The sequence below is a fragment of the Bradyrhizobium sp. 41S5 genome (assembly GCF_011516665.3).
In the GTDB taxonomy this organism is placed as follows: Bacteria; Pseudomonadota; Alphaproteobacteria; order Rhizobiales; family Xanthobacteraceae; genus Bradyrhizobium; species Bradyrhizobium quebecense.
The window spans coordinates 4,317,460-4,335,413 of sequence record NZ_CP083721.1 but is presented as its reverse complement, the minus strand read 5'-3'; the positions used below and the strand labels follow the sequence as shown (position 1 = coordinate 4,335,413).

At 59.8% G+C, this 17,954-nt stretch carries 22 protein-coding genes and 1 pseudogene; 11 read left to right on the top strand and 12 right to left on the bottom strand.

Features of this window, described 5'->3' with window-relative positions; all coding sequences use genetic code 11:
* Complete coding sequence (locus HAP47_RS20695; RefSeq protein WP_173643603.1) at window positions 1–1,260, bottom strand: D-alanyl-D-alanine carboxypeptidase family protein; 1,260 nt, start codon at window positions 1,258–1,260, stop codon at window positions 1–3.
* Window positions 1,261–1,422: 162 nt separating this feature from the next.
* Here HAP47_RS20695 and HAP47_RS20690 point away from each other — a divergent pair, with 162 nt between their 5' ends.
* Window positions 1,423–2,358, top strand: coding sequence for an alpha/beta fold hydrolase (locus HAP47_RS20690; RefSeq protein ID WP_173643602.1), 936 nt, complete (start codon window positions 1,423–1,425; stop codon window positions 2,356–2,358).
* A gap of 33 nt (window positions 2,359–2,391) precedes the next feature.
* Here HAP47_RS20690 and HAP47_RS20685 read toward each other — a convergent pair whose 3' ends face one another.
* Window positions 2,392–3,324 (bottom strand): septal ring lytic transglycosylase RlpA family protein, encoded by a 933-nt coding sequence (locus HAP47_RS20685; protein ID WP_173643601.1) that lies wholly within the window; start codon window positions 3,322–3,324, stop codon window positions 2,392–2,394.
* An 875-nt stretch (window positions 3,325–4,199) separates the two neighbouring features.
* On the opposite strand from HAP47_RS20685, the gene HAP47_RS20680 reads away from it, so the two are divergent.
* Window positions 4,200–4,634: an NUDIX domain-containing protein gene (locus HAP47_RS20680; RefSeq protein ID WP_173643600.1), complete on the top strand. Its 435-nt coding sequence runs from the start codon at window positions 4,200–4,202 to the stop codon at window positions 4,632–4,634.
* On the opposite strand, the gene HAP47_RS20675 is transcribed toward HAP47_RS20680, so the two are convergent.
* Together HAP47_RS20675 and HAP47_RS20670 are read right to left on the bottom strand one after the other, a co-directional pair.
* Window positions 4,627–5,067 (bottom strand): arsenate reductase/protein-tyrosine-phosphatase family protein, encoded by a 441-nt coding sequence (locus HAP47_RS20675; protein WP_210285708.1) that lies wholly within the window; start codon window positions 5,065–5,067, stop codon window positions 4,627–4,629. The genes HAP47_RS20680 and HAP47_RS20675 overlap by 8 nt on opposite strands.
* A gap of 844 nt (window positions 5,068–5,911) precedes the next feature.
* Window positions 5,912–6,097 (bottom strand): cold-shock protein, encoded by a 186-nt coding sequence (locus HAP47_RS20670; RefSeq protein ID WP_173643599.1) that lies wholly within the window; start codon window positions 6,095–6,097, stop codon window positions 5,912–5,914.
* A 33-nt stretch (window positions 6,098–6,130) separates the two neighbouring features.
* Between HAP47_RS20670 and tnpA the strand changes: the two genes are divergently transcribed.
* Genes tnpA through tnpC form a run of 3 tightly spaced genes read left to right on the top strand, consistent with a single transcriptional unit; the run spans window position 6,131 to window position 8,559 of the window.
* Window positions 6,131–6,589 carry an IS66-like element accessory protein TnpA gene (tnpA, locus tag HAP47_RS20665; protein WP_166073826.1) on the top strand — a complete coding sequence of 153 codons (459 nt, stop codon included), beginning with the start codon at window positions 6,131–6,133 and terminating at the stop codon, window positions 6,587–6,589.
* The gene (gene tnpB, locus HAP47_RS20660) at window positions 6,582–6,935 is read left to right on the top strand and encodes an IS66 family insertion sequence element accessory protein TnpB (RefSeq protein ID WP_166073804.1); all 354 of its coding nucleotides are present in this window, start codon (window positions 6,582–6,584) and stop codon (window positions 6,933–6,935) included. Before tnpA ends, tnpB begins: the two co-directional genes overlap by 8 nt.
* A 52-nt stretch (window positions 6,936–6,987) precedes the next feature.
* The gene (tnpC, locus tag HAP47_RS20655) at window positions 6,988–8,559 is read left to right on the top strand and encodes an IS66 family transposase (RefSeq protein ID WP_166213725.1); all 1,572 of its coding nucleotides are present in this window, start codon (window positions 6,988–6,990) and stop codon (window positions 8,557–8,559) included.
* A 70-nt stretch (window positions 8,560–8,629) separates the two neighbouring features.
* On the opposite strand, the pseudogene HAP47_RS20650 reads toward tnpC, so the two are convergent.
* A pseudogene (locus HAP47_RS20650) lies at window positions 8,630–8,704 on the bottom strand (cold-shock protein); the annotation flags it as partial.
* Window positions 8,705–8,948: 244 nt separating this feature from the next.
* Complete coding sequence (locus HAP47_RS20645; RefSeq protein WP_173643598.1) at window positions 8,949–9,842, bottom strand: hypothetical protein; 894 nt, start codon at window positions 9,840–9,842, stop codon at window positions 8,949–8,951.
* A gap of 90 nt (window positions 9,843–9,932) precedes the next feature.
* Between HAP47_RS20645 and HAP47_RS41600 the strand changes: the two genes are divergently transcribed.
* Window positions 9,933–10,256 (top strand): ribbon-helix-helix protein, CopG family, encoded by a 324-nt coding sequence (locus tag HAP47_RS41600; RefSeq protein ID WP_173643597.1) that lies wholly within the window; start codon window positions 9,933–9,935, stop codon window positions 10,254–10,256.
* Window positions 10,257–10,316: 60 nt separating this feature from the next.
* Here the strand turns inward: HAP47_RS41600 and HAP47_RS20640 are convergent, their stop codons facing one another.
* Complete coding sequence (locus tag HAP47_RS20640; protein ID WP_173643596.1) at window positions 10,317–10,922, bottom strand: hypothetical protein; 606 nt, start codon at window positions 10,920–10,922, stop codon at window positions 10,317–10,319.
* 264 nt (window positions 10,923–11,186) lie between these two features.
* Here HAP47_RS20640 and HAP47_RS20635 point away from each other — a divergent pair, with 264 nt between their 5' ends.
* The 5 genes from HAP47_RS20635 (at window position 11,187) to HAP47_RS20615 (ending at window position 14,891) form a co-directional block, all read left to right on the top strand.
* A complete protein-coding gene (locus HAP47_RS20635) occupies window positions 11,187–11,690 on the top strand; it encodes a hypothetical protein (RefSeq protein WP_173643595.1) in 504 nt (167 codons plus the stop codon).
* A gap of 309 nt (window positions 11,691–11,999) precedes the next feature.
* Window positions 12,000–12,839, top strand: coding sequence for a DUF6941 family protein (locus HAP47_RS20630; protein WP_173643594.1), 840 nt, complete (start codon window positions 12,000–12,002; stop codon window positions 12,837–12,839).
* Between the two features lie 106 nt (window positions 12,840–12,945).
* On the top strand, window positions 12,946–13,209 hold the full coding sequence (locus tag HAP47_RS20625) for a hypothetical protein (protein WP_173643593.1): 264 nt from the start codon (window positions 12,946–12,948) through the stop codon (window positions 13,207–13,209).
* 351 nt (window positions 13,210–13,560) lie between these two features.
* A complete protein-coding gene (locus tag HAP47_RS20620) occupies window positions 13,561–13,818 on the top strand; it encodes a hypothetical protein (protein WP_173643592.1) in 258 nt (85 codons plus the stop codon).
* A 104-nt stretch (window positions 13,819–13,922) separates the two neighbouring features.
* Window positions 13,923–14,891 carry a phosphatase PAP2 family protein gene (locus tag HAP47_RS20615; RefSeq protein ID WP_173643591.1) on the top strand — a complete coding sequence of 323 codons (969 nt, stop codon included), beginning with the start codon at window positions 13,923–13,925 and terminating at the stop codon, window positions 14,889–14,891.
* Here the strand turns inward: HAP47_RS20615 and HAP47_RS20610 are convergent.
* Genes HAP47_RS20610 through HAP47_RS20590 form a run of 5 tightly spaced genes read right to left on the bottom strand, consistent with a single transcriptional unit; the run spans window position 14,869 to window position 17,950 of the window.
* Window positions 14,869–15,537: an SPRY domain-containing protein gene (locus HAP47_RS20610; RefSeq protein ID WP_173643590.1), complete on the bottom strand. Its 669-nt coding sequence runs from the start codon at window positions 15,535–15,537 to the stop codon at window positions 14,869–14,871. The two genes, HAP47_RS20615 and HAP47_RS20610, sit on opposite strands and share 23 nt — an antisense overlap.
* Entirely contained in the window at window positions 15,534–16,232 is a 699-nt protein-coding gene (locus HAP47_RS20605; protein ID WP_231168320.1) for an ATP-dependent Clp protease proteolytic subunit, read from the bottom strand. Before HAP47_RS20605 ends, HAP47_RS20610 begins: the two co-directional genes overlap by 4 nt.
* Before the next feature lie 2 nt (window positions 16,233–16,234).
* The gene (locus tag HAP47_RS20600) at window positions 16,235–16,588 is read right to left on the bottom strand and encodes a hypothetical protein (RefSeq protein WP_173643589.1); all 354 of its coding nucleotides are present in this window, start codon (window positions 16,586–16,588) and stop codon (window positions 16,235–16,237) included.
* The gene (locus HAP47_RS20595; protein ID WP_173643588.1) at window positions 16,545–17,363 is read right to left on the bottom strand and encodes a hypothetical protein; all 819 of its coding nucleotides are present in this window, start codon (window positions 17,361–17,363) and stop codon (window positions 16,545–16,547) included. Before HAP47_RS20595 ends, HAP47_RS20600 begins: the two co-directional genes overlap by 44 nt.
* Window positions 17,363–17,950, bottom strand: coding sequence for a hypothetical protein (locus HAP47_RS20590; protein ID WP_173643587.1), 588 nt, complete (start codon window positions 17,948–17,950; stop codon window positions 17,363–17,365). Before HAP47_RS20590 ends, HAP47_RS20595 begins: the two co-directional genes overlap by 1 nt.
* Window positions 17,951–17,954: the final 4 nt, after the last annotated feature.

The following is a 17,954-nucleotide window of genomic DNA, read 5'->3' as shown; positions in this document are numbered from 1 at the left end:
TCAGAGCTTCTCGACCCCTGCGCGGAACATTCCGATCACGAGCTCCTGGGCGCCGTCGAGTGCGCGGCGCATCGTCGATCCCGTGCCGACGGCATCCGCCGCGAACACCGGAGTCTCCATCGCGACATTGGCGCCGCGCCAGACCCGGACGACGCCGATCTGCTGGCCGGCGGTGATCGGCGCCTTGACCGGGCCGCTATAGATGACACGCGCGAGCAGCTTGTCGTTGCCGTTCTTGGACACCATCACCTTGATCGGATCGGGGCTGACCAGCTTGACCGAGCGGCTCTCGCCGCCGAACACCCGGGCGTAGCCGACCGGCTGGTTGGCCGCGATCAGGACCCGGGTCTCGAAGCTGCGGAACCCCCATTCCAGCATCTTCTTGGCTTCGGTCGCGCGGTCTTCGGAATCCTCGAGGCCATTGACCACGACGATCAGCCGCGTGTCGTTCTGCACGGCCGAGCCGACCATGCCGTAGCCGCCTTCCTTGGTGTAGCCGGTCTTCAGGCCGTCGGCGCCGGGCAAGGCGTTCAGCAGCGGGTTGCGGTTCTGCTGGCGGATCTTGTTCCAGGTGAATTCCTTCTCGCCGAACAGCTTGTACCTGTCGGGATAGGCCTGGATGATGTGGCGCGCCAGGATCGCGAGTTCCCGCACCGTCATCTTGTTGGCCGGGTCCGGCAGCCCGTTGGAATTGCCGAAGGTCGACTTCGTCATGCCGAGCTCGCGGGCGCGCTTGGTCATGAAGTCGGTCGCGAACGTATGCTCGTTGCCGGCGATGCCCTCGGCCAGCGCGATGCAGGCGTCGTTGCCGCTCGGGATGATCGCACCGTGCAGGAGGTCGTCGACCGAGACCTTGCTGTTGATCGCCGCGAACATCGTCGAGGTCCCGGACGGCGCTCCGCCCCGCCGCCAGGCGTTCTCGCTGATCCGATACTCGTCGGTCAGCTTGATATCGCCCTTCTTGATGGCGTCGAACACCACCTCGGCCGTCATCAGCTTCATCATGCTGGAGGGCGCGCGCAGCTCGTCGGCGTTCTTCTCGAACAGCACGCTGCCCGAGGAAGCCTCGACCAGGATCGCGGTCGGCGCATCGCCGTCGAACCCGCCATCTTCCTTCTTGGCGCCCTGGACGCTGTTGTTGGCGGCATAGACCACCCCGCCACAGCCGATCGCCAGCACGACCGCGGCCGCGACCAGGCCACGCCAGCAACGCCCGGCGCGAGCGAACAACGTGCGGGGAATTGCGATCTGGGCTGCCATCGGCGATGTCCTGAAAGAATGCGTTCTAACAGCTGGAAGTATCGCAAACAACTGAGGTTTCGCCGCTTGTACACGGTCGGCTGGATTGCCGGCTGCGCCGAACGCCCGTATCCTTGGAACCAGCTAACAACAGCAGAACCGGCAAACAAGGCGGAAACGCGAATGTCATCCTCCCGCACCATTTCCGCCAACGGCATCGACATGTTCGTGCGCGAGGCCGGGCAAGGCTCACTGGTCGTGCTCTGCCATGGCTGGCCGGAGCTGTCGTACTCATGGCGGCACCAGATCGCAGCGTTGGACGCGGCAGGCTTCCGGGTCGTCGCTCCTGACATGCGCGGCTTCGGCCGGACCACCGCGCCGGCCGATGTCGGCGCCTATACGATCTTCGATACGGTGGGCGACATGGTCGCGCTGGTGGCCGCGCTCGGCGAGCGGAAGGCCATGATCGTCGGTCACGATTGGGGCGCGCCAGTCGCCTGGCACGCGGCCCTGTTCCGTCCTGATATCTTCACCAAGGTCGCCGGCCTCAGCGTGCCGCCGCCGTTTCGTGGCCGCGGCCGTCCGCTGGAGACCCTGCGCGAGAGCGGCATCACCAACTTCTATTGGCAATACTTTCAGCCGCCGGGCGTGGCGGAAGCCGAGTTGGAGCGCGACATCGCCCACACCATGCGGCTGGTGCTCGGGCGCGGCGTCTCCGATCCGAGCTCGATGTTCGTCGACGAAGCCAAGGGCTTCCTCGGCAAGCTGCCGACCGGAATGCCGCTACCGGCCTGGCTCACCGAGGCCGACATCGCCGAATTCGCCGAAGGCTACCGGCAGTCCGGCTTCCGCGGCGGCCTGAACTGGTACCGCAATCTCGATCGCAATTGGGAGCTGACCGCGCCCTGGCAGGATGCGCAGATCCATCAGCCGTCGCTGTTCATCGCCGGCTCGAACGATTCGGTGATTACCGGGCTGATCGGTGCCAAGCGGGTTGCGGGCATGGAGCGCGTGCTGCCGAACCTGCGGCAGAAGCTGATCATCGAGGGCGCCGGCCACTGGATCCAGCAGGAGCGCCCGGACGAGGTCAACGCGGCGCTGATCGCATTTCTGAAATGATCAGGCCAAAAGCTTGATTCGCAACGGCTTGATTCAGTAGAGCCCGCGCCCGCTCAGCACTTCGGCCGGTCCACGCGCGTCGATCGGCACATAGGCGGCAGCCGCGCTCGGGGTTGCGGCGTATCGCGCGTCACCCTCGTAGGAGACTTCGTGCGGATTGTTCGGCGCGCGGCGGTGCGACCGGCTTGAGGCCGACATTTCCGAGGTGGCGTTGACCGAGGCATAGTCGGCCTGGGTGTTGCCGAGACTGTACGGCCGCCCCTCGGGCAGCGGGACATCGCCCCGGACCCGGCCCGACGAGGACGACATCTCAGGCACGAACGGCCGGGCCGAGGCGACCCGGACCATCGACGGGGACGGCGCCGGCGTACCGGTGCGCAGGGTCGCCATCAGCTGGCGGTCGTCGGAGCCTTCCAGCGGCGCCCGGCCGACATATTCGACGCGTACGCGCGCGACGCCATTGCCTTTGAAATCAAGTAGTTCGGCGGCCTTGTTCGAGACGTCTATGAGGCGATTGCCGTGGTACGGGCCGCGGTCGTTGACGCGAACGACGAGCGACCGGCCGTTGCTCAGGTTGGTGACACGCGCGTAGCTCGGCATCGGCAAGGTCGGATGGGCGGCCGTGAGCGAGCCCATGTCGAACACCTCGCCATTGGCGGTCAGGCGGCCATGGAAATCATCGCCATACCAGGACGCCAGGCCCTCGGCGCGGTAGTTCTCGTTCTCTTCCGGCACATAGGTGCGGCCGGCGACGACATAAGGCTTGCCGATTCGGTAGGTGCCGCCGCCCTTCGGCACGGGGTCGCCGAGCGCCACCACACGCGGGCTCGAGGACACGCCGTATTTGGGATCGACCCGGCTGGCGAACTGGTTCGACGAGGCACAATTGGCGACGACGAGGCACGTGGCCACCGCAACGGCGCCGCGCGCCGTCCGGATCATCGAATCTGGCCGTCTAATCCCCATCTGCCCCAAGTACCATTCTGCCCGGACCCGCGCCTACTCCGAGGCGTCGGGATCGATTCTGTCGCTGTGCGGCCCACCTCCGCACCGGATGGTGAAGATATCGCAACCGGAACACGGCGGAAATGGGGAGAGCCGTCGGGCGGTGGCGCCTTGGTGAATGGTCTGTTGCGCTTCCTCCGTCCTTCTACGGACCTTCCTCCGCGCAGAATGCCCTCGCCTGTCCCGCTATCAGACACACTGTTGCAGCAAATCATCAGTCGGGGGGCATCTTCAATTCCGACAATTGAATCTTTTTGACTGTGCAAGGCTGCAATCGTCTTCTCTCGGACGTGGGGCGCAAAGGAAGTTTGCGATGATTGAGACGGTTACAGCGGTAATGGGCCTGGTGAGTGCGGCGATCTTCTTGGCGCACGCAGTGGAAAGCTATCGGTACCGGGCCTGACAGTCCGTTGAAGGCGGAAAGACGCGTCACCTCTTTCCAGGAGAGAAGGTTCGGAAAGCTTTAATCAATTCGGATGAGCATCGGTTAAAGGCAGGTGTGTCATGCGTAATCACGATTTGGTCTCCGACGGATTTCTAACCCTGACCGCGGCAAGCCTCGTGCTGCTGTGCTCGAGCCTGCTGGCCTTCGCTTTCGGCTGAACACGTGATGCCTGGGCGCCGTCTGCGCCCATGCGACAAGCTGCGCCCATGCGACAAGCGTCGGCTACCCTCACCTCATTTCTCGCCGCCTGAACCCCGGCTTCAGCCTTGGAGTGCTGACGATACCAACCCGGGCAAGTGCTCGGCTGCTATGATCTGCACGGCAGATCCGCCGTCTTCTCCCAGACCCGGTCCTGACGCATCCTCCGCGTTCCCAGCGAGAGGATTCGCGAATGACCGGCGCAGTAAGAGAGGGAACGTCCGCGCTGCTGGTCAGCACGGATGGCCGGTTGCTGATGCAGCTGCGCGACGACCTTCCTCACGTTTCCGATCCCGGCAAGATCAGCCTGTTTGGCGGGCGGCGCGAGGGCAGCGAGACCTTCCTGGAATGCGTGGTGCGCGAAATCCACGAGGAGATTGGCTACTATCTGCCGCCCGAGCGTTTTGAACTGATCGGTCGTTACTTCGGACCGGATCATTCGACGCCAGGCGGCACCCTTCACGGCGAGGTGTTCCTCGCGCGGGACGTGCCGATCGACCGGTTGAGGGTCACGGAAGGCCGCCTCGAGATCGTCGCCATCGATGACCTCGAACGCATCAGCGACAGGCTCGCACGCTCGGCAGAATATGCGCTCGCGATCTTCCTGAAGCGCGAACCTGTTACCTGAGCGATGAAACCAGTACGCGGACAAGCTCGTCGATCATCGGCAGCGCAACCGCGGGATGGGCAACGTCGATATCGTGCACATGCCAGTAGGTCACCTTGTCGGCGACCTCGGGGAACCGCCGTTCGATGAGCGGACGATGCTCGGCCTCCTTGAGCGCGATCACCAGCTCCACGCCGTCGAAATCAGCCAATGAACATGGCTGCGGATAGCGCGCAGCGCCCACCGGAACGATGCCATTGGCGCGAAGCCGGTCATCGGCAAATACCGACATGGCGCCGACATTATCGGGCGAGCCCCGTTCGGCGGCGCCTCGCGAGGAGGCGCGCCACGGCAGGTTTTCGCCGTGCGCAAGATGATTGAACAGCTCCTCTGCGTATCGACTGCGGTAGTAGTTGCCGGTGCAGAGGAAGAGGACGCGCTTCATGGGCATCATGATGGCCAACGGCGATGGTCGCGGTCAACCGTGGTGCGTGCATGCGACGATGACCCGCGGCCAATTGCTGCAGCCTCGGCTCCATAGCATCGGCTGAAGGCCAGGTTGTCCTCGCACTCAAATTCAGTCGGTTCGCTGCCCGTGGACCGAGCTAACGGTCCATTTCGGTCCGGTATTCTCGCCAAGTTCGCGTTGCGTTCGGCGCCGCCCTACGCTAAGGGCCTGATCCGAATGATCCGGAAGGGTGGCCGAGTGGTTTAAGGCACCGGTCTTGAAATACAGTTTCGGTCATCCCTCCCCGTCATCGTTGGTGCGCAAACGTCCTATTTCATTGGAGATTACGCGCCGCTGCCGCACCGGCTGTACCGACTGATATGGACGTGTCCCTACGCGTTGGGTGCCAATCGCGGTGCCAGTTGTATCGCCGCGCGGAGATCCCCGCCTTGCCGGAAAGCGATACCTATTCTCGGCCCACCAAACGAAGCCGTTAGCAAATCAGCAAGCAAGTCGGCGCAGGCTTTTCGAAGGGACGGGACCGGGTTTTTGAACGTTTTGGCGGTTCCGTTTCGGAGGAGCCGGCACCCTACCCCATAGCTTGCCGGCTCCTCTTCTGTGGGCCTGTGCGTCTGCTATCCACGCAACACGGGCGCAACACGGCGGTTTTGTCGTCTGTTCTGACTCGTTGTATCTACACCAATAGAGAACGATCGACCGACCAATAGAGAACGACTCCGGCGAGCCGCGCGCGCCGGAGTCGCCATTCTCACTCCCGACGGTTGGGGTGTGAGGCGCCGGGAGCATTTTCAAGATTCCCGACGTTGCCGCTTGTTCCTGAACTTCTACGTCAGCCCACCCGCAAGTTTTCGGCGGAAGTCTTGCCCCGATTTTCCCGCTCTTCGTAACTGACCTTCGCACCTTCATTGAGGCTGCTGAGACCGGCCTTTTCGACCGCCGAGATGTGCACGAATATGTCTTTGCTGCGTAAGCGCGAATTTCTCCGCACCTTTTGCTTTTGAGAGTCCTGATGCATGAGGTGTCCACCAAAATAGGTGGACACCTTGTGATGAGCGACGATGATCAGAAACTGCGGGTCAGGCTTGTCGGCCGGAACGGTCGCCGGCGCTACGAGGCGGCATCGAAAGAGCGTCTTGTCGCGGCCTGCCTTGAGCCTGGGGTTTCGGTATCGAGGCTTGCACTCGAACATGGGGTCAACGCGAACCTCCTTCGGAAGTGGATCAAGAAGCACAGCGCGACCAGGTCGCTGCCGCCGTCCTCACGCCCGGCGTTCATCCCGGTTCAGCTTGAGGGGAAGTCCGAGCGGGACCTGTCGCGAAAAGACAGCGTGGCGACGGTTGATTTGCCGGCTTACGATGAAGTGCGTGGTTCGGAACCCAAAGGGACTCCAGCTTTTTGTTCTCCGGCCAAAGTGAGCGTGTCGCTGCCGAATGGCGTGAAGCTCGCGCTGGAATGCGGCGATGTGGATGCATTGACGGCGATCATCGGAGCGCTGGGCGATGTTTAGACTGGGCGATGACCTGCAGGTCTATCTGCACCGTGAGCCGATCGACTTCCGGGCTGGCATCAACAGCCTTGCGGTCCTGGTCCAGGAGACGATGGCGCTCGATCCATTCACTCCGGCGGTTTTTGCGTTCTGCAATCGCCGTTGCGACCGGATGAAGCTTCTGTTCTTCGATCGGTCCGGCTTTGTACTGGTCCTGAAGCGGCTGACCGAAGACAGGTTCCGATGGCCGCGCCGCCAGGAGGCGATCGTCACGCTGACGACGGAGCAATTGCACTGGATCCTTGACGGCATCGATATCGATGCGATGGTCCGCCATCCGGTGCGGCAATATCAGGTTGCCGGCTGAGCTCTCGAGTTGAGCGGTTGACGCGTCGGTACGGTTCAGATTCAAGAATTCGATGAATCGAACCGGCGATCCGAGTGTTGAAGTGCTGTTGGCACGCATTGCTGCGCTGCAGGCGGAGAACCATCAACTCGCCGACCGCGTCGCCAAGCTCGAGGAAGAACTGGCGCTGGCACGCCTGCATCGTTTTGCGCCGCGCAGCGAAAAGCATGTTGATCGTCTCTTCAATGAAGCCGAGCAGGCCTCCGATGAGGAGGACGCCGGCAGTGAAACGAACAATATCGCCGAACTTCCGGACACGGGCTTGCCACCCGTCGAAAACACAATGGGAAAGAAGCGCGGCCGCAAGCCGCTGCCGGGGAACCTACCTCGTGAGCGCGTCGAGTATGACCTGTCCGACGATCAGAAGGCGTGTCCTTGCTGCCGTGGCCAGATGCATCGCATGGGCGAGGCTGTCACCGAGCAACTTCATATCGAGGTGAAGGCGAAGGTTTTACAGAATGTGCGCTTCAAATATGCGTGCCGCCATTGCGATCGCACCGGGATCCACGCCCCTGTCGTGACCGCGCCGATGCCGCCGCAACCATTGCCGGGCAGCGTTGCCACGCCCTCGACGCTGGCGTTCGCGCTGGTTCACAAATATGTCGATGGCACGCCGCTCTACCGCCTGGCGCAGGCCTTCGAACGTGCAGGTGTTCCTGTCAGCCGCGGCGCTTTGGGCCACTGGGTGATTGGCTCGAGCGAGAAGCATCTGCATCGCATCTACGACGCCCTGAAGCTGCGGCTCAGATCACAACCTCTCATCCATGGCGACGAGACAACGGTTCAGGTCCTCAAGGAGAAGGACAAACGGGCCACCAGCACATCGTACATGTGGGCTTATCGCAGCGGCAAGGGCAGCCACGAGCCGATCGTTCTTCTGGATTATCAGCCGGGCCGCGGCCAAATCCACCCGCAAGCCTTCCTCGGCGATTACCGTGGCATTGTAATGAGTGACGGCTATACCGCATGGCGCACGCTGGAAGGGGCCACCCACATTGGATGCATGGCCCACTCCCGGCGGCGCTTTGTCGATGCCCTCAAAGCCAGGAAGAAGGGCGGCGGTCCGCCCGAGCAAGCGCTGCGGTTCTTTGAACAGCTCTACCGGGTTGAAAGGCGGGCGTGGGACGGAATACCGGAGAAGGGTGAAACACAGGCCTACTGCATTCGCCGCTTCCGCCAGCAACATAGTGTCCCCATCCTCAATGCTCTCAAAGTATGGCTCGATGACATGGCCCCGAAGGTCTTGCCTGACAGCAAGCTCGGCGACGCCGTATCCTACACCCGAAACCAATGGGAATATCTGACGCGCTACACCGGGGACGGCAGCATGCCGATTGACAACAATCTTCTGGAGCGCGACATCAGGGTTTTTGCAACTGGCAGGAAGAGTTGGTTGTTCAGCGATACCGTGGACGGAGCCAAGGCCAGTGCCGTCGTCTATAGCCTGATGCTGACCTGCCGCGCCTCACGTGTCGAGCCGTTAGCGTGGTTGCGCCACGTCCTCACCGAATTGCCTCAGCGCGCCGGCGACGCCGATATTACAGACCTGCTGCCCTTCAACTTCCACAAAGCCGCCACTGCCTGAACGGCTCGGTATCGCCCGATACCAGGGCAATCCATCAAAACCGCCGGCGTGCGAAGAAAATCGCGCTTACTTTGCTGCCGTTGTCGGGCTGAATGAACCCGTAGCCCTTAGTGGGATTAAACCATTTCACAGTACCTGTAGCCACTTCGTCTCTCCGATTGAAGTAAGGCTCCCAGCCTAGCGCTAGCGCGGGACATCGCAAGCCGGCACAAGCCCGCATAAATCCGGAGAGGCTCTCTCTTCCAAGGTCTGTGTGTGGGGCAAGCAACAGCCGTTCGCCCAAGAGCTTGCTAGCCTATTGATACTGGGAATTTCAGGGCCCAAGCGCTGGAAGTAGCAGGGCGCCGCCGGGACAAACCATTTAGGGCCCGGCGGCGTACTTTTGAGACTTAGCTGGCGCCCACCGCGCCCATGTCCTCGATATCCTCGATGATCGAGAGAATCATGTCGGCGGCGCAACCATCGATGCTGTTGATCTTGCCGCCTGACCACGCCTCGGCACAACGGATCTTGGCCTTCAGGCCCTCCAACGTCTTTGCCGGCGTGTTGAGGATCTGCTCCTCCAACTGCTCAGCCACCCTCAAGGCGCGCTTCATCTTGCGTTTCGCCTTCGTGTATCCGCGGGGCTTCCTTGAATTCCATTCATCGAATGCCGCGACGATTTCGGCACCGCGCTCGCAAAGCTCTTCGGATGGCTCGATCTTCCATTGCACCAATTCAAGCCGATCGTCTGTCTCCTTCTTCTCCATCCTCCATTCCGCCAGGCGCGCCGGGCGCCATTGCATTATGTCGCATGGGCTAGCCCAGAACTCGGCGTTTTGTTCCGGCTTCCTTCCGAGCTCCAAATCGCGCGGTCGAATTTTGAGCACCTCAGGCGGCGCTTCACGATGCTCGCTCATCTGATCGACGGCAATGAGCAAGTCCAAGTAGTGCCATTCGGCAACGACGTATTCGTCAGCGAGCGCCAAAAGTTGAGTGTCGGCCGCGTGTGACTCGTCAGTCACCTGCATAAGCGAAGCAGCAGCCGGGGTGGCAGCCGCGACGGGAAGAGAAGCGAGTGAGCGCACGAAAAACCTCCTGCTGATTGCAGCCCCGAAAGACTGAATGGGCAAAGCGGCCGATGGTTCGCGCTGATTGCCGACCGGCTGGCATGCGCCAGCACGGCTGGCCGGAATCAGAGGACGCGTGGACAATTCAGCGGCGCCGTGGGCGCCAGTGCCGTCTTCCAGAATTGCGGACGTGCTTGTGGGTGGCGTGGTAAACACGCAGTCAGCCTTGGTCATTTGGGTATCCACTCCCTTTGTGGCTCGGGTCAGGGCCGGGCCGGAAGTGACAGCTTCCGCTCGGCCTGCATTTATGGTAGACCTAAATTCATGAAGAAGTCAATAAAGGTAGACCAAAAATCTAAACGAGGCCGCCCCGCCACCGGGCGCGACCCTCTGGTGTCATCTCGGATACCGGCTGACACTGTTGCCGAGGTCGACGCGTGGGCCGCGGAGCGCGAAACAACGCGGTCTGATGCGATTCGCCAACTAGTCGAACTCGGGTTGACCACACGAGCCCAGGCCCGGCCCATCCAGGAGGACCAAGCGAGTCGCGATGGCGGCCCAAAGCAACGAGCTCGCGAATTGGCCAGCAACGCAATCGACAAGGTGACCGACCCTGCGGCCAGCCGTCGGGATCGAAGCCGCAAATGAGCAATGGACATGGCCGCGGGTCGAGATCGGGCTGAAAAAGATCATCTAGCAGGCGAAGTTCTACAATTTGATCGGTTGACGCCGCTTGCGGGGTTTGTTTTTCGGCTCAGCCTTGCGGCGCGGATGCTCAGCTTTCGCTTCCTTCCGTCTTCTCTCCTCGCGGCTCTTGATCCACTCATACATTCCTTCGTGAAATTCGCGATCCCCCGCGGCCTGTTGCGTCGATTGACCGACCAGCTCTGAGGCAATGACCTGAAGCACACCGCATTCAATAGTGTGTCTAGCTAGCAGCTCATCGTACCTGCCGTCCGAGAGCCAGCGCTCAAGTTGCTCCTTCGTGTATCTGCCGTCCGCGACACCCTGACGGTACTTCTCATCCTTACTTGTCCAACGTAGCTCGTTTGCCATTACATCCGACGGCCAGTAGCCGTGAAGCTCCTGGAATTTGACGGAAGCATCGATGACCGCCTTCATTTGGATCAGAATTTCGTAAGGCTTGCCGGCGCCGCGAATTATGCGAAGTAGGTTTGCCGCGACGTCGCAGATCGTTCGTTGAACATCGCCCTCCGCCCAGTCACGAGCGCGCTGCTTCTCGATCTCCCGCTCCTGCCTCTCTCGCTCTTCCTTGTCGGGACCGTCGCCCTTGATGACCCTGAAATCTGGCATTCTGCCCTCCCCGCTCCCGGCAGCCTGCCCTCAACCGCGGCGCCCGCCAAGCGCAGAGGACATAAAAGGGTCTATTCGGGTCGTAGACGACAGTTCGCTTGCGCTCGCCCTCCGGTTGCGCTTGGATCCATAATCAAGATTCGCTACCAGCGGAGTATTTCATTGATTTTACAAGGTTTTTTTGGTTTTTCGCGCTTAACTTGACGACACGGCCCGCCCTTCACGTTCAACACATATTAAGCCAATGTGGGATTGTTGACTTGCATGTCAACACTAAACAAACTAGTTCAAGCGGGTACGCTGACGTCGGTGACATTGGGTTTGCTGGACGATGAGCTGCCTGAGAGGGGTCTGTTTGGCACAACTCGCTTGCACAATTTCCTGGCGAACGACCTGCCCTCAATCCCGAGCCGGGACGCGACGTTGTCCGCGCTCGAGCAGGTCGCAAACCTGTTTGGCCGCTTCCTCACTAATAAGCCCTTGGTACTCCAATCGCCGATTGCTCCCGTCAGACATCTTGAAGATTCCGTATGGGAGCTGAAAACAAAGGACGTGCGCATATTTGGCTGGTTCGCCGCCAAGGATAGTATGGTTATCGACGCTGGATGCGACGTCAAATTGCTGAAAGCAGGCAAAATAAACTATAGCGCGTTCATCAATCAGACCAGCTATGTCAGGAAAGCTCTTGGCTTCTCGACCAACGATTACATCATCGGAAAGTTGCCTCATGACATCCTCACGCGAATTGTTATCCCCCCTCGACGTTAGCGCTGCTCGTTTTGTAGGGGACGTTCGGGATGAAATTTTGCTTGCCTATCTCGAAGAGCTAAATGAGCGCGGCCTCAAGAAGGCCGACATCGCTCGGCTTCTCAACGTAAATCGATCCGCCGTTACGCGTATGTTCAACGGAACAGCACCATTAGAGCTAAAGACGGTAGGTCAATTAGGGTGGGCCATGGGGCGTGAGCCACAATTTAAATTTCCTAAGAGGAAGTCGAGATCTGCGAAAACTAATCGTGTGACCGTTGCAAATTCCGCTACGGACTTTGGCCCATTGTTTTCGACGACTGAAACTCCGTGACACGCCTAGCAACATTCCAAGCCTGCGACGAAATCGCCAATGCCGGCCTCGGCAAACTAGCATTCATCGGTCTGTATTCTGGCGAGATGATAATTCCGGAGGTTCCGTTCACGCTTCCTCAATTCTTTTTCATAGTCCGATTTAGGACCCCCATCGATGATAGACCGACGAAACTTGCGATTAGAATAGAGCGCCCCGGCCAAGAACCATTTCGCATCGATAACACGTCATTATTGCTGCAGGGGACGCCGCCGATTAGCGAGGACGCTCGTTTCTACCAGATTCAGACGATAGCAAGAATCGCGCCGTTTGAGATCACTGAGCCCGGGACGGTGCGGGTCTTCGTAGAAGACGAAATCGGCGATAATTATGCTGGCGGAATGCGGATTCGGGTTGGCGTTCATCCCCAAGCAGCTCTGCCGCGGCTTGCAGAAACCGCCAATTTGGTGGCCGCGCATTACGATCGAAAATCGCTTTCTGATATTTCTGAGAATCTTCGCCAAGAACTTGGCGCTCGGCTCATGGAAGCGTTCTCTGCGACGCTGAGGCATAATCAGATCCCCATCGGCTTGAGCTTCCCTGACCTGGATGTACGCTTAGTGCTCGACGACAAGCGCATTAGGGTATTTTTGCCAACTCCAATTGACCCCACTGCAACTGAAGTTGTGGTGGCATCAGGAGGAAATTTCGACACTGCGGATGTCGAGAGCCTAGATGCATTTGGTTTTGTGGTCAGATTTGAGCCTTCGGCTCCTGCTGACGCGGTGTTCGCCTTCGACCTATTCGACAAACCGAAGGTTGAGCGCAAAGCGGCAAAGCGTAAGCCCAAGAAGTAATATTTTGAGTATGACGCAAGCGCTGTGAACATCGTTCCGAATTGGCATGACAGGGTCGGCCGCGCGATGCCATTTGGTGCGGGATTGAAATCGTGATTCCCCGCCGATGAAACTCACCGCAGATCGTCCTTACGCCAATCCGGAAAAAGCGGCCCGGAGGCTGATGGAGCACGCTCGGGCATTCGAACCGGTCCAGGACGGTCGGATCTACATTGAGAAGATCAATCGCCCCATGATCGACGAGGACAAGGCGGCGCCGGCCGAATATTGGGCTGGTCTACAACACGCGATCGGCCAAGGCTGGCTTGAGTACCACGAGAGCGGGACGTTCGTGAGGCTGACGCAGCCGGGTAAAGACCTGCTCGCCTGAGAGGGCCGCAAAGCAAGCATCCGCTTCTAGGACGCGATCACGGCAATGATTTCGCCGCAAGCCGCGCCAACGGCAGCACCGAATGCGCCAAACAAAACCGCAATGACTCTGATCTGCCGGGACGACTGTTTGTTATACATTCCGGAAGTTCGAACGAGGACGTAGGCGACGCCGAGCGCAGCGCCGGTCGTCGCGCCAGTTAGAACCCACATTCCCGCTCCCATTGAAGCCCCGGTGAAAAAACACCAGCGCCCCATACCCGGCGCTGGTGCTGTAGTTCCGCAAGCGTTGTAGCGTCGCCGCTGCGTGCCTAGAGTTTCCTCAAACTCGCCTGCGCGGGACAATGCACCATTGGTCTATGCGGAACTCGCAACTCCGTCCTGGAATACCTATCTTCCGGGTATGCCCATCACCCGAAAGCCGCCCGAAATACCGCCGGACGTCGCCCGCAAGTTCGCTGCAAAGATGCAGCTGTTCCACGCGGAGAAGAGTCCGCTCAAGCGCGACGAGATCGCCGCGGACACACGGCATCTGCTGCTCCAGCACATGCCCAATGGCACGAAGATCCGGCTTGCCGATGTCCTCGAACTATTCGGACTAATGCGATAACAGCGCCACGCCGTATTCTGGTGAGGCTTGCCGAAACCACCAGTTGAGCACGCTCTGATTGTCGTGATATCCTGCCGCCATTTGGGGTACGGGCGGCCATTTCCATGAATTTATTTGAGGGGGCGCGTCCGGGTGCGCCAGCCAGGGCTTCTTCCGAAGATCTTTTGCCAACTCAGATATCCACGTCGGCTGCAAGCCACATGGCGATGTGGATCGTCATCGCGTCAATCGTCGCCATCGATGCGATCTGGAGCTTCTTCTCTGGAATTGCCATCTCGGTCGGCTGGGCTGTTCCCTGCGTGGCGCTCGTACTCGTCGCTGCAAGCTTTGCCGTCACCGTATGGCGGGCGAATAAGCGGCTGGCTTCATTCTTGCTGATCTTCGCTCAGTATGTTGTCTTCGCCAACTCCGCCGCTGTCCTGAGCTATCTGGCCGCAGCTTGCGGACTCCCGTTAATCGACGACTCCCTCGCTTCCGTCGATCGAGAGATCGGCTTCGACTGGTTCGCACTTTTCAACTGGACGAATTTAAAGCATCCCATCGTCGGCAAGTCCCTCAATCTCATCTACTGGTCTCTCGCACCGCAGCTGGGGATTCTGGCAGCAAATCTGAGCGCCCGCGGCAGATTCGATCGGGTGCTTGAATTGTCCTGGCTCGTTGCAGTTTCGCTCCTCATCATCATCCCCTTGTCTCTGTTGATGCCCGCAGAGGGCGCGTGGGCTCATTACGGCGTGTCGCATCTAACCAGTGGGTTCTACCTGCCGGATTTCCGTGCGATCCGCTCTGGAGAGATGAAGGTCATAGACCTCTCGCGTATCACCGGAATTATTCAGTTCCCCTCATTCCACGCTGCAATGGGACTGATCCTGATCCTATCGAGCTGGCGGACCATCCTCTTCCCGCTTTTTCTGCCGCTCAACATTGCCATGATTTTCTCCGCGATAACCGCCGGTGGTCACTACCTCACCGATATCGTTTTTGGATTGGCTACGGTTGCTGCCGCAGTCTTAATCCTGCAGAAAGCGGGAGAACTGGCCGCGCAGCGCGCATCTAAACGACCCACCCAGATGTAAAGCCACTCGGCACCGTCCCAGCGAAGACCGTTGCTCCGAAATTCGCCGTGTAGACGTCGTTAGATACGCCGAATGCGACCGCCGGGATCGTCGGCCCTGACGGAGCATCTACACCATTGATATTCGCAGCAGGGTCACCAGCCGCTGCCGTGCCATTCCACGCCCCGCCTTGCGTAACATTCTTGAACCATAGTTTACCGTTGTCCAGATCCACGGCAATTCCGATTACGTCCCCCTCCGAGATGAGACCAAGATGGTAGCCCGAGTAGCCGGCGCTCGACCAAATTTGTCCTGTCGTAAAATTTGGCCCCCTGAAAAGCATCGTCGAGTTGATTGCCCCGCTTATGTCGTTAAGCGTCGCAGACGTTGACGCAATTCCTATTTCTCCGCCCAACAGAAACCCGCCGACCAGCGAGACGAACTTGATCTCGAAATAGTATTTACCCGACGATTTTGCCTCGTTGGCAAATACAAATGCTCCGCCGTCTCCCGGCGACACTCCTGTCACTGTAAGATTGTGGTTCGTGATCACCGCCCGCGCTGCAGTGCCAGGATCAAAATTGGCATGCGATGTAAACCAATCGATCGAGCATTTCATGAACGGCACAGCCGTAAACTCTACCAAAAAGTTCGAACCCGCGATCATGCCGCCTCCACTACTGACACGAAGCCGTTCGCCAGAGCTTCAGTGGCCGACCATTTGCGGTCCTCGCTCATCCAACCACGAGCAACCTCCCTGGAAACACCAAGGCGAGATGTTAGAAGCGCCTCCGTTGCGTCGTCGCTGTCGTTGAGCGAATCGCTGATTGCGTCTTTATCTGTCGCCGACAGTCGGCACATTGCCACGAATTGCGATCCAACGTAGACGCGAGCTGCTTTGTGGATCAGCACGCTTCCATTCGGAACGATGCTTCGCTGATCGGCCGCCAGCGCTATAAGCACGGCACCGCTCGAGCACCTCCCCGTAATGTCAGCAGTGACTCTGTATGGATGCTGCAGCAGAGCAATCGCAATCGCGAGGGCACTATCTCCCTCGCCACCAGCGCAATCGATCCTGCAATGTATGTTGCGATCGCCCGCCTCGCGTATCGCGCGCAGGAAATGTCCCGTATCCCGCTTGGGAGCGCGCCCCAGAGCGATGTCTACGCCGCTCGGCACCTCCGACATGAGGTCCAGGACGAGCGCCGGCTCCGCCCCATCTGGACGGCGCGACGGATTAGGAAACACGGGGAGCAACTTCGTTAGTTTCCGCGGACCCGCGGTCACTACGTAAACGGCTTGACTCATCGGCCCAGGCATTTCAAGCAACGTTCCTCGACCCTCAGCCAGCGTGGCACTCATCTCTAGTCTCTTAAGCTGAGCGTTTCGCGCCGAAGCCGCGCCTGATCGAGGTCGATCACGGCGGCTGGCGGCTTCCCGGCTCGCTCCGCTTGCTCGATCAGCGCAAGGTCGGAGAGCTTCTTCAGATCCTCATGCGGAAGCCCCCTCGCTCTCGCCTCAAGAAATCGGCGAAGCGCGGGAGGAGCATCGACGATGCGATTCAGCATGGTTATTTTCCTCGAAAAGATGAGCGGGTCGGAATTAACCCCGACCCGCTCGAGACCGCCAGCGATGGCCGGTCGTTTTTGCGCGATGAGCGACCCACGCAAAATTTCATGTTCGATACGCCGCCGACCGAAGCCTCCGAGCCTCGGCAAGTCGCTGTTCACGCGTTTGCGGCACGGGATCGGGGATCGCTTCAACGAGCGCCCGCCCTTCGGTTACGAGCGCCTGAGCTTCACGCTTCCTGGCGGCGATTTTCGCATCACTGGCGGACTTACTGCCGGATGCAGGTCCATCAACCAAGCAGGAGGGATTGCACGGTACTGCGCAGAGCGACCACTCGGTTAAAATGTGACCGGATAGAAAGTCGATTCCCAGCGGCCTCGCAGGATCCTTTGAGAACTGAAACTGACCCGGTATGAATCCGACACTGGCGCCGCGAAGCACGCCGGCCGCGACCATCGCGCGGACCTGATCGGATAAGGCGGACGTTCCAGGCTCTGGGAAGGCCACGTTGGCCATCAACGCCGTCCCGCTACGCAGCCACGGCATCGAAGACTGGCCGACCGGCAAGGTGCTGCTGTCGTGGGCAAGCAAAACCGGGAGATTGCCCGCCGCATTCTTGAGATTCCAACCAGTCGGCGAGATCTGATCAAGCATCAGGTCCGTCGACCCGTTACTGATCTGGACCTGCCAAGACAACGCGGTCGAATTCATCGCCCGCAAAACGTGCGCATTCGCTACATTTGACGGTGCCACGCCCGGCTCAAAAAGCTTCGTCTCGGAAGCTTGGATCAGGGCCTTTTCTGACAGCGATTCGATATAGTCACGGACAACGGCCGCGCTCTTTGGCGTCCATTTGATGTTGGAATTGCCATCAAGGCGCCTGCTCAGCACAGTCTGCCGCAAATCGCGGATAGCATCAGCCATCAGGACGACCTCGCCTTTTCGATCTCAGCGCGCGACACGACACCGTTGCTGATGGCGCGTTCGCAGCACTCCCACGTCTGGTCCTGAATATCGCCGATACCGAGAAATTCGACGCCATCGGTCGGAAGATAGGGCGTGCCTCCGGCAGCCAGGATCTTTTCGCGCAGACCTTCGCGCTCTCGATTGATTCGCTGCAACTGCAGGACTGTCATCAACCGTCGACGTTCAAGCTCCGCCACCTCCGGAAAGAAGGAAGCGAATATGCTCCCCGCCCGTTCGACAAGAAGCCGCTCTCGCTGCGAGTAACCGATCTCGAGAGCGCGGCGGATGACAGCGCGCTTCTTGCGAATGGCATCAAGTTGCGAGACAACATTTGCGTTGGGATCGAACTCCGTGCCGGCCAAAAGTGCTTCGGCAGCTTCAGTGAGCCGCGAGCCATTCGGGCTGTAATCTCCTAACGCAAGTTCTGCCGCGCGAAGCTCATTGTCGTCGGCCTCGATCGTGGAGAGGCGTCGATCGAGCGCCGCTAACATATCTTCGCCATCCACCGGAGATGCGGCGGTGGGCTTCCGTTTGAGCGCAATCATGTTC